At 72.5% G+C, this 18,342-nt stretch carries 18 protein-coding genes; all 18 read left to right on the plus strand.

The window, feature by feature from the left end; translation table 11 throughout:
* Positions 1-7: 7 nt before the first annotated feature.
* Positions 8-1,036, plus strand: a complete 1,029-nt coding sequence (locus tag PKC53_RS06430) for an RluA family pseudouridine synthase (RefSeq protein WP_324427425.1) — start codon at positions 8-10, stop codon at positions 1,034-1,036.
* Between the two features lie 237 nt (positions 1,037-1,273).
* On the plus strand, positions 1,274-2,041 hold the full coding sequence (scpB, locus tag PKC53_RS06435; protein ID WP_324427427.1) for an SMC-Scp complex subunit ScpB: 768 nt from the start codon (positions 1,274-1,276) through the stop codon (positions 2,039-2,041).
* Complete coding sequence (locus PKC53_RS06440; RefSeq protein WP_324427429.1) at positions 2,038-3,870, plus strand: pseudouridine synthase; 1,833 nt, start codon at positions 2,038-2,040, stop codon at positions 3,868-3,870. The genes scpB and PKC53_RS06440 overlap by 4 nt, the downstream gene beginning before the upstream one ends.
* A gap of 80 nt (positions 3,871-3,950) precedes the next feature.
* Positions 3,951-4,376 carry a nucleoside-diphosphate kinase gene (ndk, locus tag PKC53_RS06445; RefSeq protein WP_324427431.1) on the plus strand — a complete coding sequence of 142 codons (426 nt, stop codon included), beginning with the start codon at positions 3,951-3,953 and terminating at the stop codon, positions 4,374-4,376.
* Positions 4,377-4,386: 10 nt separating this feature from the next.
* Complete coding sequence (gene rlmN, locus PKC53_RS06450) at positions 4,387-5,532, plus strand: 23S rRNA (adenine(2503)-C(2))-methyltransferase RlmN (RefSeq protein ID WP_324427433.1); 1,146 nt, start codon at positions 4,387-4,389, stop codon at positions 5,530-5,532.
* Positions 5,533-5,551: 19 nt separating this feature from the next.
* Positions 5,552-6,370, plus strand: a complete 819-nt coding sequence (pilW, locus tag PKC53_RS06455; RefSeq protein ID WP_324427435.1) for a type IV pilus biogenesis/stability protein PilW — start codon at positions 5,552-5,554, stop codon at positions 6,368-6,370.
* On the plus strand, positions 6,363-7,211 hold the full coding sequence (locus PKC53_RS06460; protein WP_324427437.1) for a helix-turn-helix domain-containing protein: 849 nt from the start codon (positions 6,363-6,365) through the stop codon (positions 7,209-7,211). Before pilW ends, PKC53_RS06460 begins: the two co-directional genes overlap by 8 nt.
* 11 nt (positions 7,212-7,222) lie before the next feature.
* On the plus strand, positions 7,223-8,515 hold the full coding sequence (gene ispG / locus PKC53_RS06465; RefSeq protein WP_324427439.1) for a flavodoxin-dependent (E)-4-hydroxy-3-methylbut-2-enyl-diphosphate synthase: 1,293 nt from the start codon (positions 7,223-7,225) through the stop codon (positions 8,513-8,515).
* Between the two features lie 76 nt (positions 8,516-8,591).
* Complete coding sequence (gene hisS, locus PKC53_RS06470; RefSeq protein WP_324427441.1) at positions 8,592-9,908, plus strand: histidine--tRNA ligase; 1,317 nt, start codon at positions 8,592-8,594, stop codon at positions 9,906-9,908.
* A 30-nt stretch (positions 9,909-9,938) separates the two neighbouring features.
* Positions 9,939-10,604, plus strand: a complete 666-nt coding sequence (locus tag PKC53_RS06475; protein ID WP_324427443.1) for a tetratricopeptide repeat protein — start codon at positions 9,939-9,941, stop codon at positions 10,602-10,604.
* The gene (gene bamB, locus PKC53_RS06480) at positions 10,601-11,725 is read left to right on the plus strand and encodes an outer membrane protein assembly factor BamB (RefSeq protein WP_324427445.1); all 1,125 of its coding nucleotides are present in this window, start codon (positions 10,601-10,603) and stop codon (positions 11,723-11,725) included. Before PKC53_RS06475 ends, bamB begins: the two co-directional genes overlap by 4 nt.
* 13 nt (positions 11,726-11,738) lie before the next feature.
* Positions 11,739-13,079 carry a ribosome biogenesis GTPase Der gene (der, locus tag PKC53_RS06485; RefSeq protein WP_324427447.1) on the plus strand — a complete coding sequence of 447 codons (1,341 nt, stop codon included), beginning with the start codon at positions 11,739-11,741 and terminating at the stop codon, positions 13,077-13,079.
* Between the two features lie 87 nt (positions 13,080-13,166).
* Positions 13,167-13,409 (plus strand): RNA chaperone Hfq, encoded by a 243-nt coding sequence (gene hfq, locus PKC53_RS06490; protein ID WP_324427449.1) that lies wholly within the window; start codon positions 13,167-13,169, stop codon positions 13,407-13,409.
* A 40-nt stretch (positions 13,410-13,449) separates the two neighbouring features.
* Complete coding sequence (gene hflX, locus PKC53_RS06495; protein WP_324427452.1) at positions 13,450-14,661, plus strand: GTPase HflX; 1,212 nt, start codon at positions 13,450-13,452, stop codon at positions 14,659-14,661.
* Positions 14,658-15,983, plus strand: a complete 1,326-nt coding sequence (gene hflK / locus PKC53_RS06500) for an FtsH protease activity modulator HflK (protein ID WP_324427454.1) — start codon at positions 14,658-14,660, stop codon at positions 15,981-15,983. Before hflX ends, hflK begins: the two co-directional genes overlap by 4 nt.
* Before the next feature lie 21 nt (positions 15,984-16,004).
* Complete coding sequence (hflC, locus tag PKC53_RS06505) at positions 16,005-16,883, plus strand: protease modulator HflC (RefSeq protein ID WP_324427456.1); 879 nt, start codon at positions 16,005-16,007, stop codon at positions 16,881-16,883.
* Positions 16,884-16,902: 19 nt separating this feature from the next.
* Positions 16,903-17,091, plus strand: a complete 189-nt coding sequence (locus PKC53_RS06510; RefSeq protein ID WP_324427458.1) for a DUF2065 domain-containing protein — start codon at positions 16,903-16,905, stop codon at positions 17,089-17,091.
* Between the two features lie 62 nt (positions 17,092-17,153).
* Positions 17,154-18,317 (plus strand): ATP phosphoribosyltransferase regulatory subunit, encoded by a 1,164-nt coding sequence (locus PKC53_RS06515; protein WP_324427460.1) that lies wholly within the window; start codon positions 17,154-17,156, stop codon positions 18,315-18,317.
* Positions 18,318-18,342: the final 25 nt, after the last annotated feature.

An 18,342-nucleotide genomic window follows, 5' to 3' on the forward strand; every position in this document is an offset into this window, starting at 1 on the left:
CAGTGTAATGGCGACCCCGCCCGAGGCCGGCCCCCTGCCCGACGCCGACGCGCCCGACGACGAGGCGCCGGACGAGGCCGGCACGGTCGAGCAGCGCGAATGCGTCGCCGACGCCGCGCTGCACGGCGTGCGGCTCGACAAGGCGCTGGTGGCCATCGCCCCGGAGTTTTCGCGCAGCCACCTGCAGTCGCTGCTCGAGCGCGGCCACGTGCGTGTCGACGGTCGGCGCGCGACCAGCGCGTCGCGCGCGGTGCGCGCGGGCCAGCGGCTGGCGCTCGACCTGGTGCCCACGGCGCAGGCGCTGGCGTTTCGGCCGCAGGCGATGGCACTGGCGATCGTGCACGAGGACGCGCACCTGCTGGTGCTCGACAAGCCCGCCGGACTGGTCGTGCATCCGGCGCCGGGGCACTGGGCCGGCACGCTGGTCAACGCGCTGCTGGCCCACCACGCGCAGGCGGCGATGCTGCCGCGCGCCGGCGTCGTGCACCGGCTCGACAAGGACACCTCGGGCCTGATGGTCGTGGCCAAGACGCTGCCGGCGATGACCGCGCTGGTGCGCGCGATCGCCGCGCGCGAGGTGCAGCGCGAGTACCAGGCGCTGGCGCAGGGCGACGTCGGCGCGGCGCCGTTCAGCGTCGATGCACCGATCGGGCGCGACCCGCGGTCGCGCGTGCGCATGGCGGTGCTCGCCGGCGGCAAGCCGGCACGCACCGACGTGATGCCGCTGGCGCGCGCGCTGGGTGCGAGCGCGCTGTGGTGCCGGCTGCACAGCGGCCGCACGCACCAGATCCGCGTGCACCTGGCGCATCGCGGTCATCCGTTGGTCGCCGACGCGCTGTACGGCGGCGCGCCGGCGCTGGGCCTGCAGCGCCAGGCACTGCACGCGGCGCGGCTGGGCTTCGCGCACCCGCACGACGGCCGCTGGTGCGCCTTCGCCGTCCAGCCGCCGGGCGACCTCGCGTCGGCCTGGCAACGGGTGCTCGACGCGGCCGGCGTCACCGCGGCTACAATCCGGCCCAATCACTACGAGCGGTGATCGCCGTCACCACGGCGTCACCCGCGGGTCACCGGCCCAAGGCGCTTCCCGCCGGCGAGCGCGAGCGCGCGGGCCGTGACGGCCACGCACGACGACTGACCCCACCGGATCGTTGTCACGACCACTGCTTCGCCCAGGAACGCGTGTGCCGGTGGCGGCCCGAGCCGCCCGGCCGGCACGATCACCTCCCGACCGCGCTGAGCCCGGCCGTCGCTGGCGGGCCCGAGTCCACTGCCGATGAACACCCACCAAGCCAAGCGCGTGCTCGAGACCGCGCTGATCTGCGCGCAGCAGCCCCTGTCGCTGCGTGAGTTGCGCACGCTGTTCGACGACCAGGTCGGCGCCGACACGCTGCGCACGCTGCTCGACGAACTGGCCCAGGACTGGCAGGGGCGCGGGGTCGAGCTGGCGACGCTCGCGTCGGGCTGGCGCTTCCAGAGCCGGCCCGAGATGCGCGAGTACCTCGACCGCCTGAACCCGGAGAAACCGCCGCGCTACTCGCGCGCCGCGATGGAGACGCTGGCCATCATCGCCTACCGTCAGCCGGTCACGCGCGGCGACATCGAGGACATTCGCGGCGTCACGGTCAGCAGCCAGATCGTCAAGCAGCTCGAGGACCGCGGATGGATCGAGATCATCGGCCACCGTGACGCACCGGGACGTCCGGCGCTGTACGCCACGACACGGCAGTTCCTCGACGACCTCGGGCTGGCCAGCCTGGCGCAGCTGCCCGCGCTCGACGGCGCCGGATCGGCCGCGTCGGCGCTGGGCGAGGCGCTGCCGGGGCAGCCGTCGCTGCCGCTCGAAGGCGACCAGTGCGCCGGCGATCACGACGCCGCGGCCGGCGCCGATGCCGTCGCTGCGGTCGACGACGCGATCGACGCCGGCACTGCGCCGGCCGCCGTGCCCGGCGACGCCGACGACGCGCGCCCCGGCGCCGGCGACACGGCCCTTGCCGACATCCCCGACACCCCCGACCACCTGCAAACGGCTCCGCACGCATGAACAGCACCGAACCAGATGTCCCGCTGACGCCGCCTCCAGGCGACGACGAAGTCGTGCGGCAAGACGAGGCGCCGGCGGGCGAGGCGGCACCGCGTCCGCGCCGGCAACCGCGCAAGACGCTGGTGGCCGAGCGCGCCGACGCGGGCGCTTCCGAGGCGGCGACGTCGGACGGCCCGCCCGCGACGGCACCCGACACGGTGGCACCTGCGCCTGCAGGCGCGGTGGACGACGGCCGGCAAGAGACGGCCGACGCCGCGCCGAGCGGTGCGTCCGAAGCGCCGGCCGCGGGGGAAGAACGCGACCGGGCGGCGCGACGCGGCCGGCGTCGCGGCCGACGCGGGCGCGGCACGCGCGAGGCCGCCGGCGAGCGCGTGGAGCGTGGCGAAGGGGCCGACGTCGCCAACGACACCGAAGTCGCGGGCGACGGCGACGCGATCGCGACGGCGCCGGTGGCGCTCGCCGACGACCCGCGCGAGGTGTTCGGCGCGGTGCTGTCGGGCGCGTTCGACGCTGAGCCCGACGCCGCCGACGTGCCGGCGGCACCGCACAAGCGCGTGCTTGCCGCCGAACCCGATGCGCCGAAGCTGCACAAGGTGCTGGCGCAGGCCGGCATCGGCTCGCGTCGCGACATGGAACAGATGATCGTCGAGGGGCGCATCACGGTGAACGGCGAACCGGCGCACATCGGGCAGCGCATCAGCTGGGGCGACCAGATCAAGGTCGGTGGCAAGCCGATCAAGGTGCGCATCGCGCCGCCACCGCCGCGCGTGCTGGCCTACCACAAGCCGGTGGGCGAGGTCGTCACGCACGACGACCCGCAGCAGCGTCCCACCGTGTTCCGCCGCCTGCCGCGATTGCACCAGGGCAAGTGGCAGTCGGTCGGGCGACTCGACATCAACACCGAGGGCCTGCTGCTGTTCACGAACTCGGGTGAGCTGGCCAACCAGCTGATGCACCCGCGCTTCGGCGTCGAGCGCGAGTACGCGGTGCGCGTGCTCGGAATGCTCGACGACGAATCCCGCCAGCGGCTGCTCGACGGCGTCGAGGTCGACGCTCAGGCGGCGCAGTTCAGGTCAATCGAGGACGGCGGCGGCGAAGGGGCGAACCACTGGTATCGCGTCGTGATCACCGAGGGCCGCCACCGCGAGGTGCGCCGGCTGTTCGAGGCCGTCGGCCTGACGGTGAGCCGGCTGATCCGCATCCGCTACGGCAGCGTGGTCCTGCCGCGCGGGCTCAAGCGTGGCGTGTGGGTCGAACTCGGTGACGCCGACGTGAAGGCCATCCGGCGGCTGGCGCAGGGCGCACAGCCGGCGCGCGCCGAGGGTGAGGGCGGCGCGCGCGGCAACCGTAGGCGCCGGCGCGGGCGCGGCGCGGCGCGTGGCGAGGGGGGCGGCGAGCGCATCGAAGGCGGCGCGATCCCGAACCCGCTGCAGCAGACCTACGACAAGCGCGCGATCCAGCGCGAACGCGCGCCGCGCCGCGAACTCGACGAGGACGGCCCGATCCCGAACCCGCTGCAGCAGACCTACGACAAGCGTGCGCTGCAGCGCGAACGCGCGCCGCGCCGCGAACCCGACGAGGACGGCCCGATCCCCAACCCGCTGCAGCAGACCTACGACAAGCGCTTCGTCCAGAAGGAGCGCGCGCCCGGCGCCCCGCGCCGCGGCCGCGGCGCGGGCGGCGCGCCGAAGAAGGGCGGCAGCGGCACGCAGCGCCAGCCCGACCCGATGCAGACCTCGGTGGGCTACATCGGCGCCGACGCGTTCCACCGCAAGGGCGCTCGCGGCCCGGGCGGCGGGCGCGGCGGCGGGCGCCGCGGCGGGCGCTGAGGCGGCCCGCGCCCGCGGGCGCCGAGGGCCCCGCGGATACAATCACAGGCTTTGCCAAGTTCTTGATCCAGGAGAAAAACATGGCCATCGAGCGGACCCTCTCGATCATCAAACCCGACGCCGTCGCGAAGAACGTGATCGGCCAGATCTACGCACGCTTCGAAGCCGCCGGACTGAAGATCGTCGCGGCGAAGATGGCGCACCTGTCGCGCGGCGAGGCCGAGGCCTTCTACGCGGTGCACAGGGCGCGGCCATTCTTCGACGACCTGGTCAACTTCATGATCTCGGGCCCGGTGATGATCCAGGTGCTCGAGGGCGAGAACGCGATCGCGAAGAACCGCGAGCTGATGGGTGCGACCGACCCGAAGAAGGCCGAGAAGGGCACGATCCGCGCCGACTTCGCCGACAGCATCGACGCCAACGCGGTGCACGGCTCCGACGCACCCGAGACCGCGGCAGTCGAAGTCGCGTTCTTCTTCCCCGGCATGAACGTCTACAGCCGCTGACGCCGCCGCGATGGCCGCCAACCTGCTCGACTTCGACCTCGAAGGGCTGACGGCCTTCTGCGAACGCCTGGGCGAGAAGCGCTTCCGCGCGGTGCAGCTGTTCCGCTGGATCCACCAGAAGGGCGCGCACGACTTCGCGCAGATGACCGACCTGGCGAAGTCGCTGCGCGACAAGCTCGCTGCGGCCGCCGAGGTCCGCGCGCTGCCGGTGTCCAGCGAGCAGGCCTCGGCCGACGGCACCGTCAAGTGGCTGTTCGACGTCGGGGGCGGCAACGCCGTCGAGACGGTGTTCATCCCCGAGGACGACCGCGGCACGCTGTGCGTGTCGTCGCAGGCCGGCTGCGCGGTCGGCTGCAGGTTCTGCTCGACGGGCCACCAGGGTTTCAGCCGCAACCTGACCACCGGGGAGATCGTCGCCCAGCTGTGGTTTGCCGAGCACGCGCTGCGCCGTCGCCTGGGGCTGGCCGCGGGCGAACGCGCGGTGACGAACGTCGTGATGATGGGCATGGGCGAGCCGCTGCAGAACTACGCGGCGCTGTTGCCGGCGCTGCGCACGATGCTCGACGACCACGGCTACGGCCTGTCGCGCCGGCGCGTGACCGTCAGCACGTCGGGGGTGGTGCCGATGATCGACCGCCTGCGCGACGACTGCCCGGTCGCGCTCGCGGTGTCGCTGCACGCGCCCGACGACGCGCTGCGCGACGAGTTGGTGCCGCTGAACCGCAAGTACCCGCTGGCCGAGTTGCTTGCCGCGTGCCGGCGTTACCTCGAGCGTGCGCCGCGCGACTTCGTCACCTTCGAGTACTGCATGCTCGACGGCGTCAACGACGGCGATGCACAGGCGCAGGCACTGGTCGCGCTGGTCGAGGGGCGCGCCCCGGCCAGCCGCGGCGTCGGACGCGTGCCGTGCAAGTTCAACCTGATCCCGTTCAACCCGTTCCCGGCGTCGGGGCTGCAGCGCTCGCCGCCGGCTCGCGTGCAGGCCTTCGCGCGCGTGCTGCAGGATGCCGGCATCGTGACCACGGTGCGCAAGACCCGCGGCGACGACATCGACGCGGCGTGCGGCCAGCTCGCCGGCGAGGTGCGCGACCGCACCCGGGTGCACCTGCGGCTGACGCGCGCCGCGGCGCGCCCGCCCGCCGGCGCCCGCGCCTGAGGCCGCTGCCGTGACGACGATGCTTGCAGCCCTGCGCTTCACCCCGTACGAGCGCCTGGCGATGGCGCTGCTGGCGCTGCTCGGCGCACTGGCGCTCGGTGGTTGTGCCGCGACCGCCGGCGGCGAGGTCACCGAGCCGGTGACCGCGTCGGACCTGACCGACGCCGACCGGCGTGCTCGGGTGCGCCTCGAACTGGCGGCCGCGTATTTCTCGCGCGGGCAGACCGAGACCGCGCTCGACGAGATCAAGCAGGCGCTGGCGGCCAAGCCCGACTTCGCCGACGCGTTCAACCTGCGCGGGCTCGTCTACGCCGGCATGGGCGAGCCGCGGCTGGCCGAAGACAGCTTCCGCCGCGCGCTGCAGCTCAACCCGCGCGACGGCGACACGATGCACAACTGGGCCTGGGTGATGTGCCAGCAGGGACGCTTCGCCGACGCCGACGCGATGTTCGCGCGCGCGCTCGAGCAGCCGCAGTACCGCGAGGTGCCGCGCAGCCTGCTCGCCCGCGGCGTGTGCCAGGCGCGCGACGGCAAGCTGCGCGAGGCCGAACGCACGCTGCTGCGCGCCTACGAGATCGACTCGGGCAACCCGGCGACCGCCGTCAACCTGTCCGAGGTGCTGCTGCGACTGGGCGAACACGAGCGCGCGCGCTTCTACGTCGCCCGCGTCAATGCGCAGCCGTCGCAGTCGAACGCGCAGACGCTGTGGCTGGCCGCGCGCATCGAGCGCAAGCTCGGCAACGCCGTCGCCGTGTCGGACCTCGGCCGGCAGCTGCGCGCACGCTACCCGCAGGCGCCGGAGACGCTGGCGTTCGAGCAGGGGCGGTTCGATGACTGAGGCCGCGACCGCGCCGGCGAGCACCGGCCACAGTCCAGGCGCGATGCTGCGCGTCGCGCGCGAGCGCCAGGGGCTGCACATCGCTGCGCTCGCGGCGTCGATCAAGGTCTCGCCGCGCAAACTCGAGGCGCTCGAGGCCGACCGCTTCGACGAACTGCCCGACCTCGCCTTTGCCCGGGCGCTCGCGCAGACCGTGTGCCGCGCGGTGAAGATCGACCCCGAACCGGTGCTGGCGCTGCTGCCGCGTCCGCAGGGCGGCGACCGGTTGGAACAGGTCGCCAGCGGGCTGAAGACGCCGTTTCGCGAGCGTGAGAGCCACGAGGAGGGCAGCGAGCTGAGCTTCATCGGTCGCCCGATCTTTTGGGCACCGGCGATCGTCCTGCTTTCCGCCGCGGTGCTGTACCTGCTGCCGCAGAATCCGTTCGGACCGGCCGAGCCGGCGCCGGCGGATGCGCCGGTGATCTCGTTGCCGCTGACCCCACCGGCCGCTTCGGGGGCCGCGCCGCACGCCGACGCGGCGCCTGAGGCCGAGCCGTCCGCGCCCGGGCCGGTCGTCGACACCGTGCACTCGGCGCCGGAGGCGGTGGCGTCGGACGTCGCGGGCACGGCCGTGCTCGTGGTGCGCGCCACCGAGGAGGCGTGGGTCGAGGTGCGCGACGCCGGCGGCAACGTGCTGCTGTCGCGAACGCTGCAGGCCGGCGAGGCGGTCGGGCTCGACGGCACGCTGCCGCTGCGCGCGACGCTCGGCAACGCCGCGGCGACGCAGCTGAGCTTTCGCGGGCAGCCGTTGGACGTCGCGCGCGAGGCGCGCGACAACGTCGCCCGGATCGAGTTGAAGTGAGGCGCACCGCGATGACCGCTGTGCCTTCCGACGCCGACGACGAGGGCGCGATCGGCGTCGCCGCGCCGGCGCCGCGGCGCTCGCGCCAGGCGCGCGTCGCCTGGGGCGGCCGGGTCGTGACGATCGGTGGTGACGCCCCGGTGCGCGTGCAGTCGATGACCAACACCGACACCGTCGACGTCATCGGCACCGCGATCCAGGTCAAGGAACTCGCGCAGGCCGGCTCGGAGCTGGTGCGCATCACCGTCAACACCCCAGAGGCGGCGGCCGCGGTGCCTCACATCCGCGACCAGCTCGACCGCATGGGCATCGACGTGCCGCTGGTCGGCGACTTTCACTACAACGGCCACCGGCTGCTCGCCGAGCACCCGGCGATGGCGCAGGCACTGTCGAAGTACCGCATCAACCCCGGCAACGTCGGCAAGGGCGACAAGCGCGACCGCCAGTTCGCCGCGATGGTCGAGGTCGCGACGCGCCACGACAAGTGCGTGCGCATCGGCGTCAACTGGGGCAGCCTCGACCAGGAACTGCTCGCCCAGCTGATGGACGACAACGCGAAGCGCCGCGAGCCCTGGGACGCCAAGCAGGTGATGTACGAGGCCCTGGTGCGCTCGGCGATCGAGTCGGCGCGCTTCGCCGGCGAGGTCGGTTTGAGTCCGGACCAGATCGTCATCAGCTGCAAGGTCAGCGGCGTGCAGGACCTGATCAGCGTGTACCGCGCGCTGGCGCGCCGCTGCGACCACGCGCTGCACCTGGGGTTGACCGAGGCCGGCATGGGCACCAAGGGCACGGTGGCGTCGACCGCGGCACTGGCCGTGCTGCTGCAGGAGGGCATCGGCGACACGATCCGCGTCAGCCTGACGCCGCAGCCGGGCGAGGCGCGCACGCAGGAGGTCGTCGTCGCGCTCGAGATTCTGCAGGCGCTGGGCCTGCGCACCTTCAACCCGAGCGTCACCGCGTGCCCCGGCTGCGGCCGCACGACCAGCACGACGTTCCAGGAGCTGGCCAAGCAGATCGACGACTTCCTGCGCGCGATGATGCCGCAGTGGAAGTCGCGTTACCCCGGCGTCGAGGCGATGAAGGTCGCGGTGATGGGCTGCATCGTCAACGGGCCGGGCGAGAGCAAGCACGCCGACATCGGGATCAGCCTGCCGGGCACCGGCGAGGCGCCGGCCGCGCCGGTGTTCATCGACGGCGAGAAGGCGGTGACGCTGCGCGGCGAGGGCATCGCGGCCGAGTTCAAGCGCATCGTCGAGGACTACATCGAGCGGCGCTTCGGCACCGGCGCGCCGCGCGGGCACTGACCCGCTCCGCGCGCGCCGCGTGTACGCCGCGGCGCGCCGCGACGCGTGACCGAACCACGACCTTCCCGACCTCCTCATGGAAAAGCTGCAAGCCGTCAAGGGCATGAACGACATCCTGCCGCCCGACTCGGCGCGCTGGGAGTGGCTCGAGGCCCGCGTCGGCGCGTTGATGGCGCGCTACGGCTATCAGAACCTGCGCACGCCGCTGGTCGAGCCCACCGCGCTGTTCGTGCGCGGGCTCGGCGAGGTCACCGACATCGTCGAGAAGGAGATGTACTCGTTCGTCGACCGGATGAACGGCGACGACCTGTCGCTGCGCCCGGAGAACACCGCCGGCGTGGTGCGCGCCGTCATCGAGCATTCGCTGCTGCACGACGGCGGCAAGCGGCTGTACTACATGGGCCCGATGTTCCGCCACGAGCGCCCGCAGAAGGGTCGCTACCGGCAGTTCCACCAGATCGGCGCCGAGGCACTGGGCTACCCCGGCCCCGATGTCGACGCCGAGTTGATCCTGATGTGCCGCGCGCTGTGGCGGGAGCTCGGACTGGTCGAAGGCCGCGACCTGCGCCTGGAGGTCAACAGCCTCGGCCAGCTCGACGAGCGGCGCGCCCACCGCGCGGCGCTGGTGGCGCACTTCGAGGCGCATCACGACCTGCTCGACGACGATTCGCGCCGCCGCCTGCACACCAACCCGCTGCGCATCCTCGACAGCAAGAACCCGGCGCTGCAGCCGCTGATCGAGGCCGCGCCGAGGCTGCTCGACCACCTCGGTGCCGAGTCGCGCGCGCACTTCGACGGCGTGCGCGCCGCGCTCGACGCGGTCGGTCTCGAGTACCGCATCAACCCGCGCCTGGTGCGTGGCATGGACTACTACAACCTGACGGTGTTCGAGTGGGTCACCGAGCGTCTCGGCGCGCAGGGCACGGTGTGCGGCGGGGGGCGGTACGACCCGCTGATCGAGCAGCTCGGCGGCAAACCGGCGCCGGCGGTGGGCTGGGCGCTGGGCGTCGAGCGGCTGCTGCTGCTGTTGTGCGAGGCCGGCGTCGCGCCGCCGGCGACGGCGCCGCGGGCTTACGCGGTGCTGGCGTCGCCTGCGGCACTGGTGCGGGCGCTGCCGGTGGTCGAGGTCCTGCGCGCCGCCGGCGTGTCGGTGCTGATGCATGCCGCGGGCAAGGACGGCTTCGGCAGCCTGAAGTCGCAATTCCGCCGTGCCGACGCGAGCGGCGCGGCGTGGGCGCTGATCTTCGGCGACGACGAACTGGCGCGCGGCGAGGTGGCGCTCAAGCCGCTGCGCGCGCGCGACGGCCGGGCCGCCGGGGCACAGTTCACGCGTGTGCTGGCCGACAGCGCCGAGTGGGCGCGCGAACTGCTCGACGATAATCCGCCGCTTTGACCACAACGACGCAACCCGGCCCCCGTTGACATGGCGACCCACCTCGACCTGCAAGAGCAGGAGCAGATCGACGCGCTCAAGGCGTTCTGGAAGCAGTACGGCAACCTGATCACCTGGGCGCTGATCCTCGTGCTCGGCGCCTACGCGGCGTGGAACGGCTGGAACTGGTACCAGCGTGACCAGTCTGCGAAGGCGGCGGCGATGTACGACGAGCTCGACAAGGCGGCGCAGGCCGGCGACGCGGCGCTGGTGACACGACGCTTCGACGACCTGAAGCAGCGCTACCCGCGCACCGCGTATGCCGAGAAGGGCGGGTTGCTCGCCGCGCGAGTGCAGGCCGAGCGCGAGCAAGCCGAGGCCGCGCGCGCGTCGCTGCAGTGGGTGGCCGACCACGCCACCGAGGACGAGTACCGCGCGATCGCTCACCTGCGCCTGGCCGGGCTGCTGCTCGACGCCGGCCAGCACGACGATGCACTGCGGCAGGTCGACGCGGTGAAGGACGCGGCGTTCGCCGCCCTTGCCGCCGACCGTCGCGGCGACGTCCTGCTGTCGATGGGCCGGCGCGACGAGGCGAAGGCGGCGTACCAGGCGGCGTGGCAGGCGATGGCCGAAGACGTCGAGTACCGCCGCCTGATCGACGCCAAGCTGACCGCGCTCGGCGCCGCGCCCGCCGCGGCGGCGCAGGGGGCGCGATGACGCGCGGCCGCGGCTGGTTGGCTCGCGTCGCGGTCAGCACGGCCGCGCTGCTGCTGGCGGCATGTTCGTCGTCGGGCCCGAAGCCCACGCCGCTCGAGCCGCTGACGCCGACGATCTCGGGGCGTCAGGCCTGGTCGCAGCGCATCGCGCCGGTGTCGTTCCCGCTGGTGCCTGCGGTGCACGACGGGCGTTTCGTCGTCGCCGCCGACGACGGCACCGTGATCGCGCTGTCGGCCGACGACGGCCGCGTGCTGTGGCGCGCCAATGCGGGCGCGCCGATCACCGCAGGTGTCGGCAGCGACGGGCGCTTCGCCGCGGTGGTGACGCGCGACAACGAGGTGGTCGTGCTCGAAGCCGGGGAGGTGCGTTGGCGCCACCGTCTGCCGGCACGCGTGGCCTCGGCGCCGCTGGTGGCCGGCGAGCGCGTCTTCGTGCTCGCGGTCGACCGCACGGTGCACGCCTTCGACGCGATCGACGGACGCTGGCTGTGGCGGCTGCAGCGCAGCGGCGAGGCGCTGACGCTGGCGCAGGCCGGTGTGGTCGCGCCGCACGGCGACACGCTGCTGGTCGGTCAGGGACCGCGGCTGGCGGCAGTCGACCCACTGCGCGGCACGCTGCGCTGGGAGGTGCCGATCGCGACCCCGCGCGGCACCAACGAGGTCGAGCGCCTCGCCGACCTGGTCGGCCCACCGGTGCGCGTGGGCAGCGTCGTCTGCGCGCGCGCCTTCCAGCAGGCGGTGGGCTGCGCCGACGTCGACCGTCCGACGCAACTGTGGAGCCGACCGTCCGGCGGCACGCAGGCGGTGGGCGGCGACGCCGATCGGCTGTTCGGCGCCGACGGCAGCGACCGCGTCACCGCATGGCGCACCTCGAGCGGCGAGGTGCTGTGGACGTCGGAGCGCTTCCTGCACCGCGGCCTGAGCGGTGCGCTGGCGCTGGGCCCGACGGTGGTGTTCGGCGATCGCGAGGGTCAGGTGCACTGGCTCGCAGCCGCCGACGGCAAGCCGGTGCTGCGCCTGCCCACCGACGGTTCGGCGGTCGTCGGCGCGCCGGCGGCCACCGGTGCCACGGTGCTGGTGGTCACGCGCCGCGGCGGGCTGTTCGCGTTCCGGCCGGTGTGACGCGCGCGCGGCGATGAAACCCGTCGTCGCGCTCGTCGGCCGCGCCAACGTCGGCAAGTCGACGCTGTTCAACCGGCTGACCGGCAGCCGCGACGCGATCGTCGCCGACTTCCCCGGTCTCACGCGCGACCGCCACTACAGCGACGCGCGCGTCGGCGGCCGCGAGCTGATCGTCGTCGACACCGGAGGCTTCGAGCCGGACAAGCCCACCGGCATCGTCGCCGCGATGGCGCGCCAGACGATGCAGGCGGTGGCCGAGGCCGACGCGGTGATCTTCGTCGTCGACCTGCGCGCCGGGCTGTCGGCGCAGGACCACGACATCGCGCGCTACCTGCGCCAGGCCGGCAAGCGCGTGTGCCTCGCGGTGAACAAGGCCGAAGGGATGGTCGACTCGCCGCGCCTGGCCGAATTCCACGAACTGGGCATCGGCGAGCCGCACCCGGTGTCGGCGGCGCACGGGCAGGGCATCCGCAGCCTGATGGACGCCGTGGTCGACGCGCTGCCACCGCCCGACGAGGCCTCCGACGACGGCGAAGATGCAACGCGACCCGTGCGCCTGGCCGTGGCGGGGCGGCCGAACGTCGGCAAGAGCACCCTGATCAACGCCTGGCTCGGCGAGGAGCGGCTCGTCGCGTTCGACCAACCGGGCACGACGCGCGACGCGATCCGCGTGCCGCTGGAGCGCGGCGGCAAGCGCTACGAACTGATCGACACCGCCGGCCTGCGTCGCAAGGGCCGGGTGTTCGAAGCGGTCGAGAAATTCTCGGTGGTCAAGACGCTGCAGGCGATCGCCGACGCGCACGTCGTCGTGCTGCTGCTGGACGCCACGCAGGGCGTCGGCGAGCAGGACGCGCACATCGCCGGCTATGTGCTCGACGCCGGGCGAGCGGTGGTGATCGCGGTGAACAAGTGGGACGCCGTCGACCGCTACCAGCGCGAACAGTTCGAGCGTTCGATCGAGCAGCGACTGGCGTTCTTGAAGTTCGCCCCGCGCGTCCACATCTCGGCTCTGAAGCGTCAGGGGCTGGGGCCGCTGTGGAAGGCAATCGGCGAGGCGCACGCGTCGGCCACGCGCAAGCTGCCCACGCCGGTGCTGACGCGGCTGGTGCTCGACGCGGTGGCGCACCAGGCGCCCAAGCGCGCCGGCACGTTCCGCCCGAAGCTGCGCTATGCGCACCAGGGGGGCATGAATCCGCCGATCGTCGTCATCCACGGCACCTCGCTCGAGCACGTGACCGACAGCTACAAACGCTACCTGGAGGGGCGCATCCGCGAACACTTCAAGCTCGTCGGCACGCCGCTGCGCATCGAATTGCGCTCGACGCGGAACCCTTTCGCCGAGCGCGGCACTTAAGGCATGCGGGCATCGCGCGGCGCGGGCTCGCACCGGACGGCCCTGTGTTAACGTGCCACATTCCAGGATTCCATCACGGAGCATATCGTGAGCAACAAAGGGCAACTCCTACAAGACCCGTTCCTGAACCTGCTGCGCAAGGAGCATGTGCCGGTGTCGATCTACCTCGTCAACGGCATCAAGCTGCAGGGCCACATCGAATCCTTCGACCAGTACGTGGTCCTGCTGCGCAACACCGTCACGCAGATGGTCTACAAGCACGCGATCTCCACCGTGGTGCCCGGGCGCGCGGTCAACTTCCACGCCCAGGACGCGGGCGACGCGTCCTGATCCCGTCTCCATCGACGTCCATCCTTCTCAGACCCCGACCTTGACCCCCGAAGTGCTGTCCCCCGCGCGCGCGGCCGCACCCGCCCGTGCGGTGCTGGTCGGCGTCGATCTCGGCCCCGGTTCCTCGTTCGACCCGACGCTCGACGAACTCGCGCTGCTCGCCGAATCGGCCGGCGACGAAGTCGTCGCGCGTCTCGTCGCGCGGCGCAAGGCGCCCGACGCGGCGCTGTTCGTCGGCGCCGGCAAGGCCGACGAGATCAAGGCACTGGTGCAGCAGCACGATGCCCACGGCGTGATCTTCGACCAGGCGCTGTCGCCGGCGCAGCAGCGCAACCTGGAGCGTCATCTCGGCGTCGCGGTGGCCGACCGCACCGCGCTGATCCTGGAGATATTCGCCGACCGCGCGAAGAGCCACGAGGGCAAGCTCCAGGTCGAACTGGCGCGCCTGCAGTACCTGGCCACGCGGCTGGTGCGCCGCTGGAGCCACCTCGAGCGGCAGCGCGGCGGCATCGGCACGCGCGGAGGTCCGGGCGAGGCACAGATCGAACTCGACCGGCGCATGATCGGCGAGCGCATCCGCGGCGTGAAGACCCGGCTCGACCGCGTCAAGCGCCAGCGCCAGACGCAGCGCCGCGCGCGCGAGCGCAGCGGCACGTTCCGCGTCGCGCTGGTGGGCTACACCAACGCGGGCAAGTCGACGCTGTTCAACGCGCTGGTGAAGGCGCGCACCTACGCCGCCGACCAGTTGTTCGCCACGCTCGACCCCACCGTGCGCGCGCTGTACCTGCCGACAGCCGACGGCACACAGGGGCGCTCGGTGTCGCTGTCGGACACCGTGGGTTTCATCCGCGACCTGCCGCACAAGCTGGTGGAGGCGTTCCAGGCGACGCTGCAGGAGGCGGTCGACGCCGACCTGCTGCTGCACGTCGTCGACGCCGCCAGCCCGACGCGCGACGAGCAGATCGCCGAGGTCGAGCGGGTGCTCGCCGAGATCGGCGCACAGGACATCCCGCAAGTGCTGGTGTTCAACAAGCTCGACCGGCTCGAGCCGTCGCGACGCCCGCGCGAGGGCGTCGACGAGGTCGAGCGCGAAGACGGCGTGCGCACGCCTCGCGTGTTCGTCAGCGCGCTCGACGGCACCGGGCTCGACGCGCTGCGCCAGACGATGGCCCTGATCGCCGCCGAGCCGCCCACCGCGGGCGGGTTGGCCGGCCACGGTGCCGCAACCCCTTCCCGTTCGATGCAAGCATGAGCACGCACCCCTTCGCCTCCGAATCCGAACCGCTGGCACGGCGCCTGGGCGCCGTGGCGGCCGCGGCGCGGGCGCTGGCCAGTGCGGCGCTGCGTCGCCGCCGGGCGGCTGACACGCTGGTGCTCAGCGGCGGGCGCAACGACGGCCCGCCCGACCTCGACGAGTTGTGGAAGGACTTCAACGGCAAGCTGTCGAACCTGTTCGGCGGCAAGAAGGCCCCGCGACGCAACGGTGGCGGTGAAGGAGGGGGCGGGGGCGGTGGGCCCTCGTTCCAGCCGCCCGACATGAAGAGCGCCGGCATCGGCGTCGGCCTGATCGCCGGCGTGGTCGCGCTGATCTGGCTGGGCAGTGGCGTGTACATCGTGCAGGAAGGCCAGCAGGCCGTCGTCACCACCTTCGGCCGCTACAGCGCCACCGTCGACGCCGGCATCCAGTGGCGTCTGCCGTACCCGTTCCAGGCGCACGAGACGGTGCCGTTCACGCAACTGCGCTCGGTCGACATCGGCCGCAACACGGTCACGCAGGCCACCGGCCTGCGCGACTCGTCGATGCTCACGCAGGACGAGAACATCGTCGACATCCGCTTCACGGTGCAGTACCGCCTGAACGACTCGCGCGCCTACCTGTTCGAGAACCGCAATCCCGACGAGGCGGTGGTGCTGGCCAGCGAGTCGGCGGTGCGCGAGATCGTCGGCCGCAGCCAGGTCGACTCGGTGCTCTACGCGGCGCGCGACGCGATCGCCGCCGATCTGGTGCGTTCGGTGCAGAACCAGCTCGACCGGCTGAAGGCCGGCATCCTCGTGACCAACGTGAACATCCAGAACGTCCAGGTGCCCGAGCAGGTGCAGGCCGCGTTCAACGACGCGGTGCGCGCCGGCGCCGACCGCGACCGCTTCCGCAACGAGGGCGAGGCCTACGCCAGCGACGTGATCCCGAAGGCCCAGGGTACCGCGGCGCGTCTGCGCGAGGAGGCCGAGGGCTACAGGGCGCGCATCGTCGCCACCGCCGAAGGCGACGCACAGCGGTTCCGCTCGGTGCTGGCTGAGTACCAACGTGCGCCGGGCGTCACGCGCGACCGTCTGTATCTCGAGACGATGCAGGAGGTCTACGCCAACGTCAGCAAGGTGCTGGTCGACAGCCGCAGCGGCTCGAACCTGCTGTATCTGCCGCTCGAGCAGTTGATCCGCCAGGGGGCGTCGGCGCCGGCCGCGCCGGCGGCGCGAACCGACGTGCCGAGTCCCGCCACCAGCGGTGCCGCGGCGCTGACGCTCGACGCGCGTTCGCGCGACGGCCAGCGCAGCCGCGAGCGCGACGTGCGCTGAGACCCGCCAAGGACTGTCGCCATGAACCGAATCGGACTCTTCGCCGGCGGCCTGCTGGTGCTGCTGATGCTGCTGTCGTCGACGCTGTTCGTCGTCGATCAGCGGCAGATCGCCGCGGTGTACGCCCTCGGCGAGATCAAGGCCGTGATCACCGAACCCGGCCTGAACTGGAAGCTGCCGCCGCCGTTCCAGAACGTCGTGTTCCTCGACAAGCGCATCCAGACGCTGGACAACTCGGACCCGCGGCCGATCTTCACCGCCGAGAAGAAGAGCGTGCTCGTCGACTGGCTGGTCAAGTGGCGCATCAGCGATCCGCGCCAGTTCATCCGCAACAGCGGCGCCGACATGCGCAACCTCGACGTGCGGCTGACGCCGGTGGTGCAGGCCGCGTTCAACGAGGAGGTGACGCGCCAGACCGTCACCGGCGTGCTCGCCACCGACCGCGAACGCGTGATGCAGGGCGTGCGGGGCCGCCTCGAGGAGGTCACGAACAACTTCGGCATCGAGATCGTCGACGTGCGCGTGAAGCGCGTCGACTTCGTGTCGGACATCACCGACGCCGTGTACCGCCGCATGGAGTCGGAGCGCAAGCGCGTGGCCAACGAGTTGCGCTCCACGGGTGCCGCCGAGGGCGAGAAGATCCGCGCCGACGCCGACCGGCAGCGCGAGGTGATCCTCGCCGAGGCGTTCCGCGACGCGCAGAAGGTCAGGGGCGAGGGCGACGCGCGCGCGTCGGCGCTGTACGCCGACGCCTTTGGCCGCGACCCGCAGTTTGCGCAGTTCTACCGCAGCCTCGAGGCCTACCGCGCGAGCTTCCAGAACAAGAATGACGTGATGGTGCTGGACCCGGGCAGCGATTTCTTCCGCGCCATGCGCGGCGGCGCCGCCACGCCGCGCTGACGCCGCACGCGCCGCGCCGATGGGCGATCTGCTGCTCGGCGCGTTCGCGCTGATGCTGGTGTTCGAGGGGCTGCTGCCCTTTCTCAACCCGCGGGCGTGGCGCCAGGTGTTCGAGCGCGCGCTGCAGATGAGCGACGGGCAGATCCGCTTCATCGGGTTGGCGAGCATGCTGCTCGGGGCGCTGCTGGCGCTGGTGTTCGTGAGCTGAAGGTGCCGCCGGTGCGCGCGATGCGGCCGGTACAATGCCTCTTTTAACCGCACCGGTCTTGCATGTCGTCTGCCTGGTTGCTGCCCGAGCACATCGCCGACGTGCTGCCCGCCCAGGCGCGGCGCATCGAGGACATGCGCCGGCACCTGCTCGATCTCGCGCGCGGCTACGGCTTCGAGCTGGTGATGCCGCCGCTGCTCGAGCACCTCGAATCGCTGCTGTCGGGCACCGGTCACGCGCTGGACTTGCGCACCTTCAAGCTGATCGACCAGCTCAGCGGGCGCACGCTGGGCGTGCGTGCCGACACGACGCCGCAGGTCGCGCGCATCGATGCGCACCTGCTCAACCGCCAGGGCGTGGCGCGCCTGTGCTACTGCGGTCCGGTTCTGCACACCCGGCCTTCGGGCATGCACGCGACGCGAGAGCCGCTGCAGTTCGGCGCCGAGGTCTACGGCCACCGCGGGCTCGAGGCCGACCTCGAGGTGATCGAACTCGCGCTCGACGGGCTGAAGGCGACTGGCATCGAGGCCCCGGTGATCGACCTCGGTGACGCGCGCATCGTGCGTGGTGTGCTCGCCGGCGTGGTGGTCGACGCCTCGCAGCTCGAGGCTATCGTCGACGCGCTGGCGGCCAAGGACGCGGCGCAGCTGCGCGCGCTGTCGCAGCGGCTGCCGCCCGAGTCGCGCGACGCGCTGGACACGCTGCTCGGGCTGTACGGTGACGCGACGGTGCTCGAGCGCGCGCGCCAGGTGCTGCCGCGGCGCGCGCTGATTGCCGCGGCGCTCGACGACCTCGCCTGGCTCGCCGAACACCTGCAGCGCACGCACGCCGACGTGCGCTTGGGCTTCGACCTGGGCGACATGAGCGGCTACGCTTACTACAGCGGCGCGCGCTTCGCGGTCTACGCCACCGGCTCGAGCGACGCGCTGGTGCGCGGCGGCCGCTACGACGAGGTCGGCGCGGTGTTCGGCCGCAACCGGCCGGCCGTCGGCTTCAGCCTCGACCTGAAGGCGCTGGCCGCGCTGCTGCCACCCGGCGCCAGCCGCGGCGCGGTGCGTGCGCCGTGGGGCGAGGACGAGAACCTGCGCCAGGCGATCCGCCGGCTGCGCGGGCTTGGCGAGACGGTGCTGTGCATCCTGCCCGGGCACGAGCACGAGGTCGAGGAGTTCGACTGCGACCGCGAGCTGGTTGCGGTCGACGGGCAATGGGTGCTGCGCGCGCTGTGACGGCGCGCGCCTGAGCGGTGGAAGG

Source organism: Azohydromonas sp., assembly GCF_035325925.1.
In the GTDB taxonomy this organism is placed as follows: Bacteria; Pseudomonadota; Gammaproteobacteria; order Burkholderiales; family Burkholderiaceae_C; genus Calidifontimicrobium.

Coding starts and splice junctions, on each gene's coding strand:
- PKC53_RS06430 (WP_324427425.1), top strand. CDS start 8: ATGGCGACCCCGCCCGAGGCCGGCCCCCTGCCCGACGCCGACGCGCCC.
- scpB (WP_324427427.1), top strand. CDS start 1,274: ATGAACACCCACCAAGCCAAGCGCGTGCTCGAGACCGCGCTGATCTGC.
- PKC53_RS06440 (WP_324427429.1), top strand. CDS start 2,038: ATGAACAGCACCGAACCAGATGTCCCGCTGACGCCGCCTCCAGGCGAC.
- ndk (WP_324427431.1), top strand. CDS start 3,951: ATGGCCATCGAGCGGACCCTCTCGATCATCAAACCCGACGCCGTCGCG.
- rlmN (WP_324427433.1), top strand. CDS start 4,387: ATGGCCGCCAACCTGCTCGACTTCGACCTCGAAGGGCTGACGGCCTTC.
- pilW (WP_324427435.1), top strand. CDS start 5,552: ATGCTTGCAGCCCTGCGCTTCACCCCGTACGAGCGCCTGGCGATGGCG.
- PKC53_RS06460 (WP_324427437.1), top strand. CDS start 6,363: ATGACTGAGGCCGCGACCGCGCCGGCGAGCACCGGCCACAGTCCAGGC.
- ispG (WP_324427439.1), top strand. CDS start 7,223: ATGACCGCTGTGCCTTCCGACGCCGACGACGAGGGCGCGATCGGCGTC.
- hisS (WP_324427441.1), top strand. CDS start 8,592: ATGGAAAAGCTGCAAGCCGTCAAGGGCATGAACGACATCCTGCCGCCC.
- PKC53_RS06475 (WP_324427443.1), top strand. CDS start 9,939: ATGGCGACCCACCTCGACCTGCAAGAGCAGGAGCAGATCGACGCGCTC.
- bamB (WP_324427445.1), top strand. CDS start 10,601: ATGACGCGCGGCCGCGGCTGGTTGGCTCGCGTCGCGGTCAGCACGGCC.
- der (WP_324427447.1), top strand. CDS start 11,739: ATGAAACCCGTCGTCGCGCTCGTCGGCCGCGCCAACGTCGGCAAGTCG.
- hflK (WP_324427454.1), top strand. CDS start 14,658: ATGAGCACGCACCCCTTCGCCTCCGAATCCGAACCGCTGGCACGGCGC.
- hflC (WP_324427456.1), top strand. CDS start 16,005: ATGAACCGAATCGGACTCTTCGCCGGCGGCCTGCTGGTGCTGCTGATG.
- PKC53_RS06510 (WP_324427458.1), top strand. CDS start 16,903: ATGGGCGATCTGCTGCTCGGCGCGTTCGCGCTGATGCTGGTGTTCGAG.
- PKC53_RS06515 (WP_324427460.1), top strand. CDS start 17,154: ATGTCGTCTGCCTGGTTGCTGCCCGAGCACATCGCCGACGTGCTGCCC.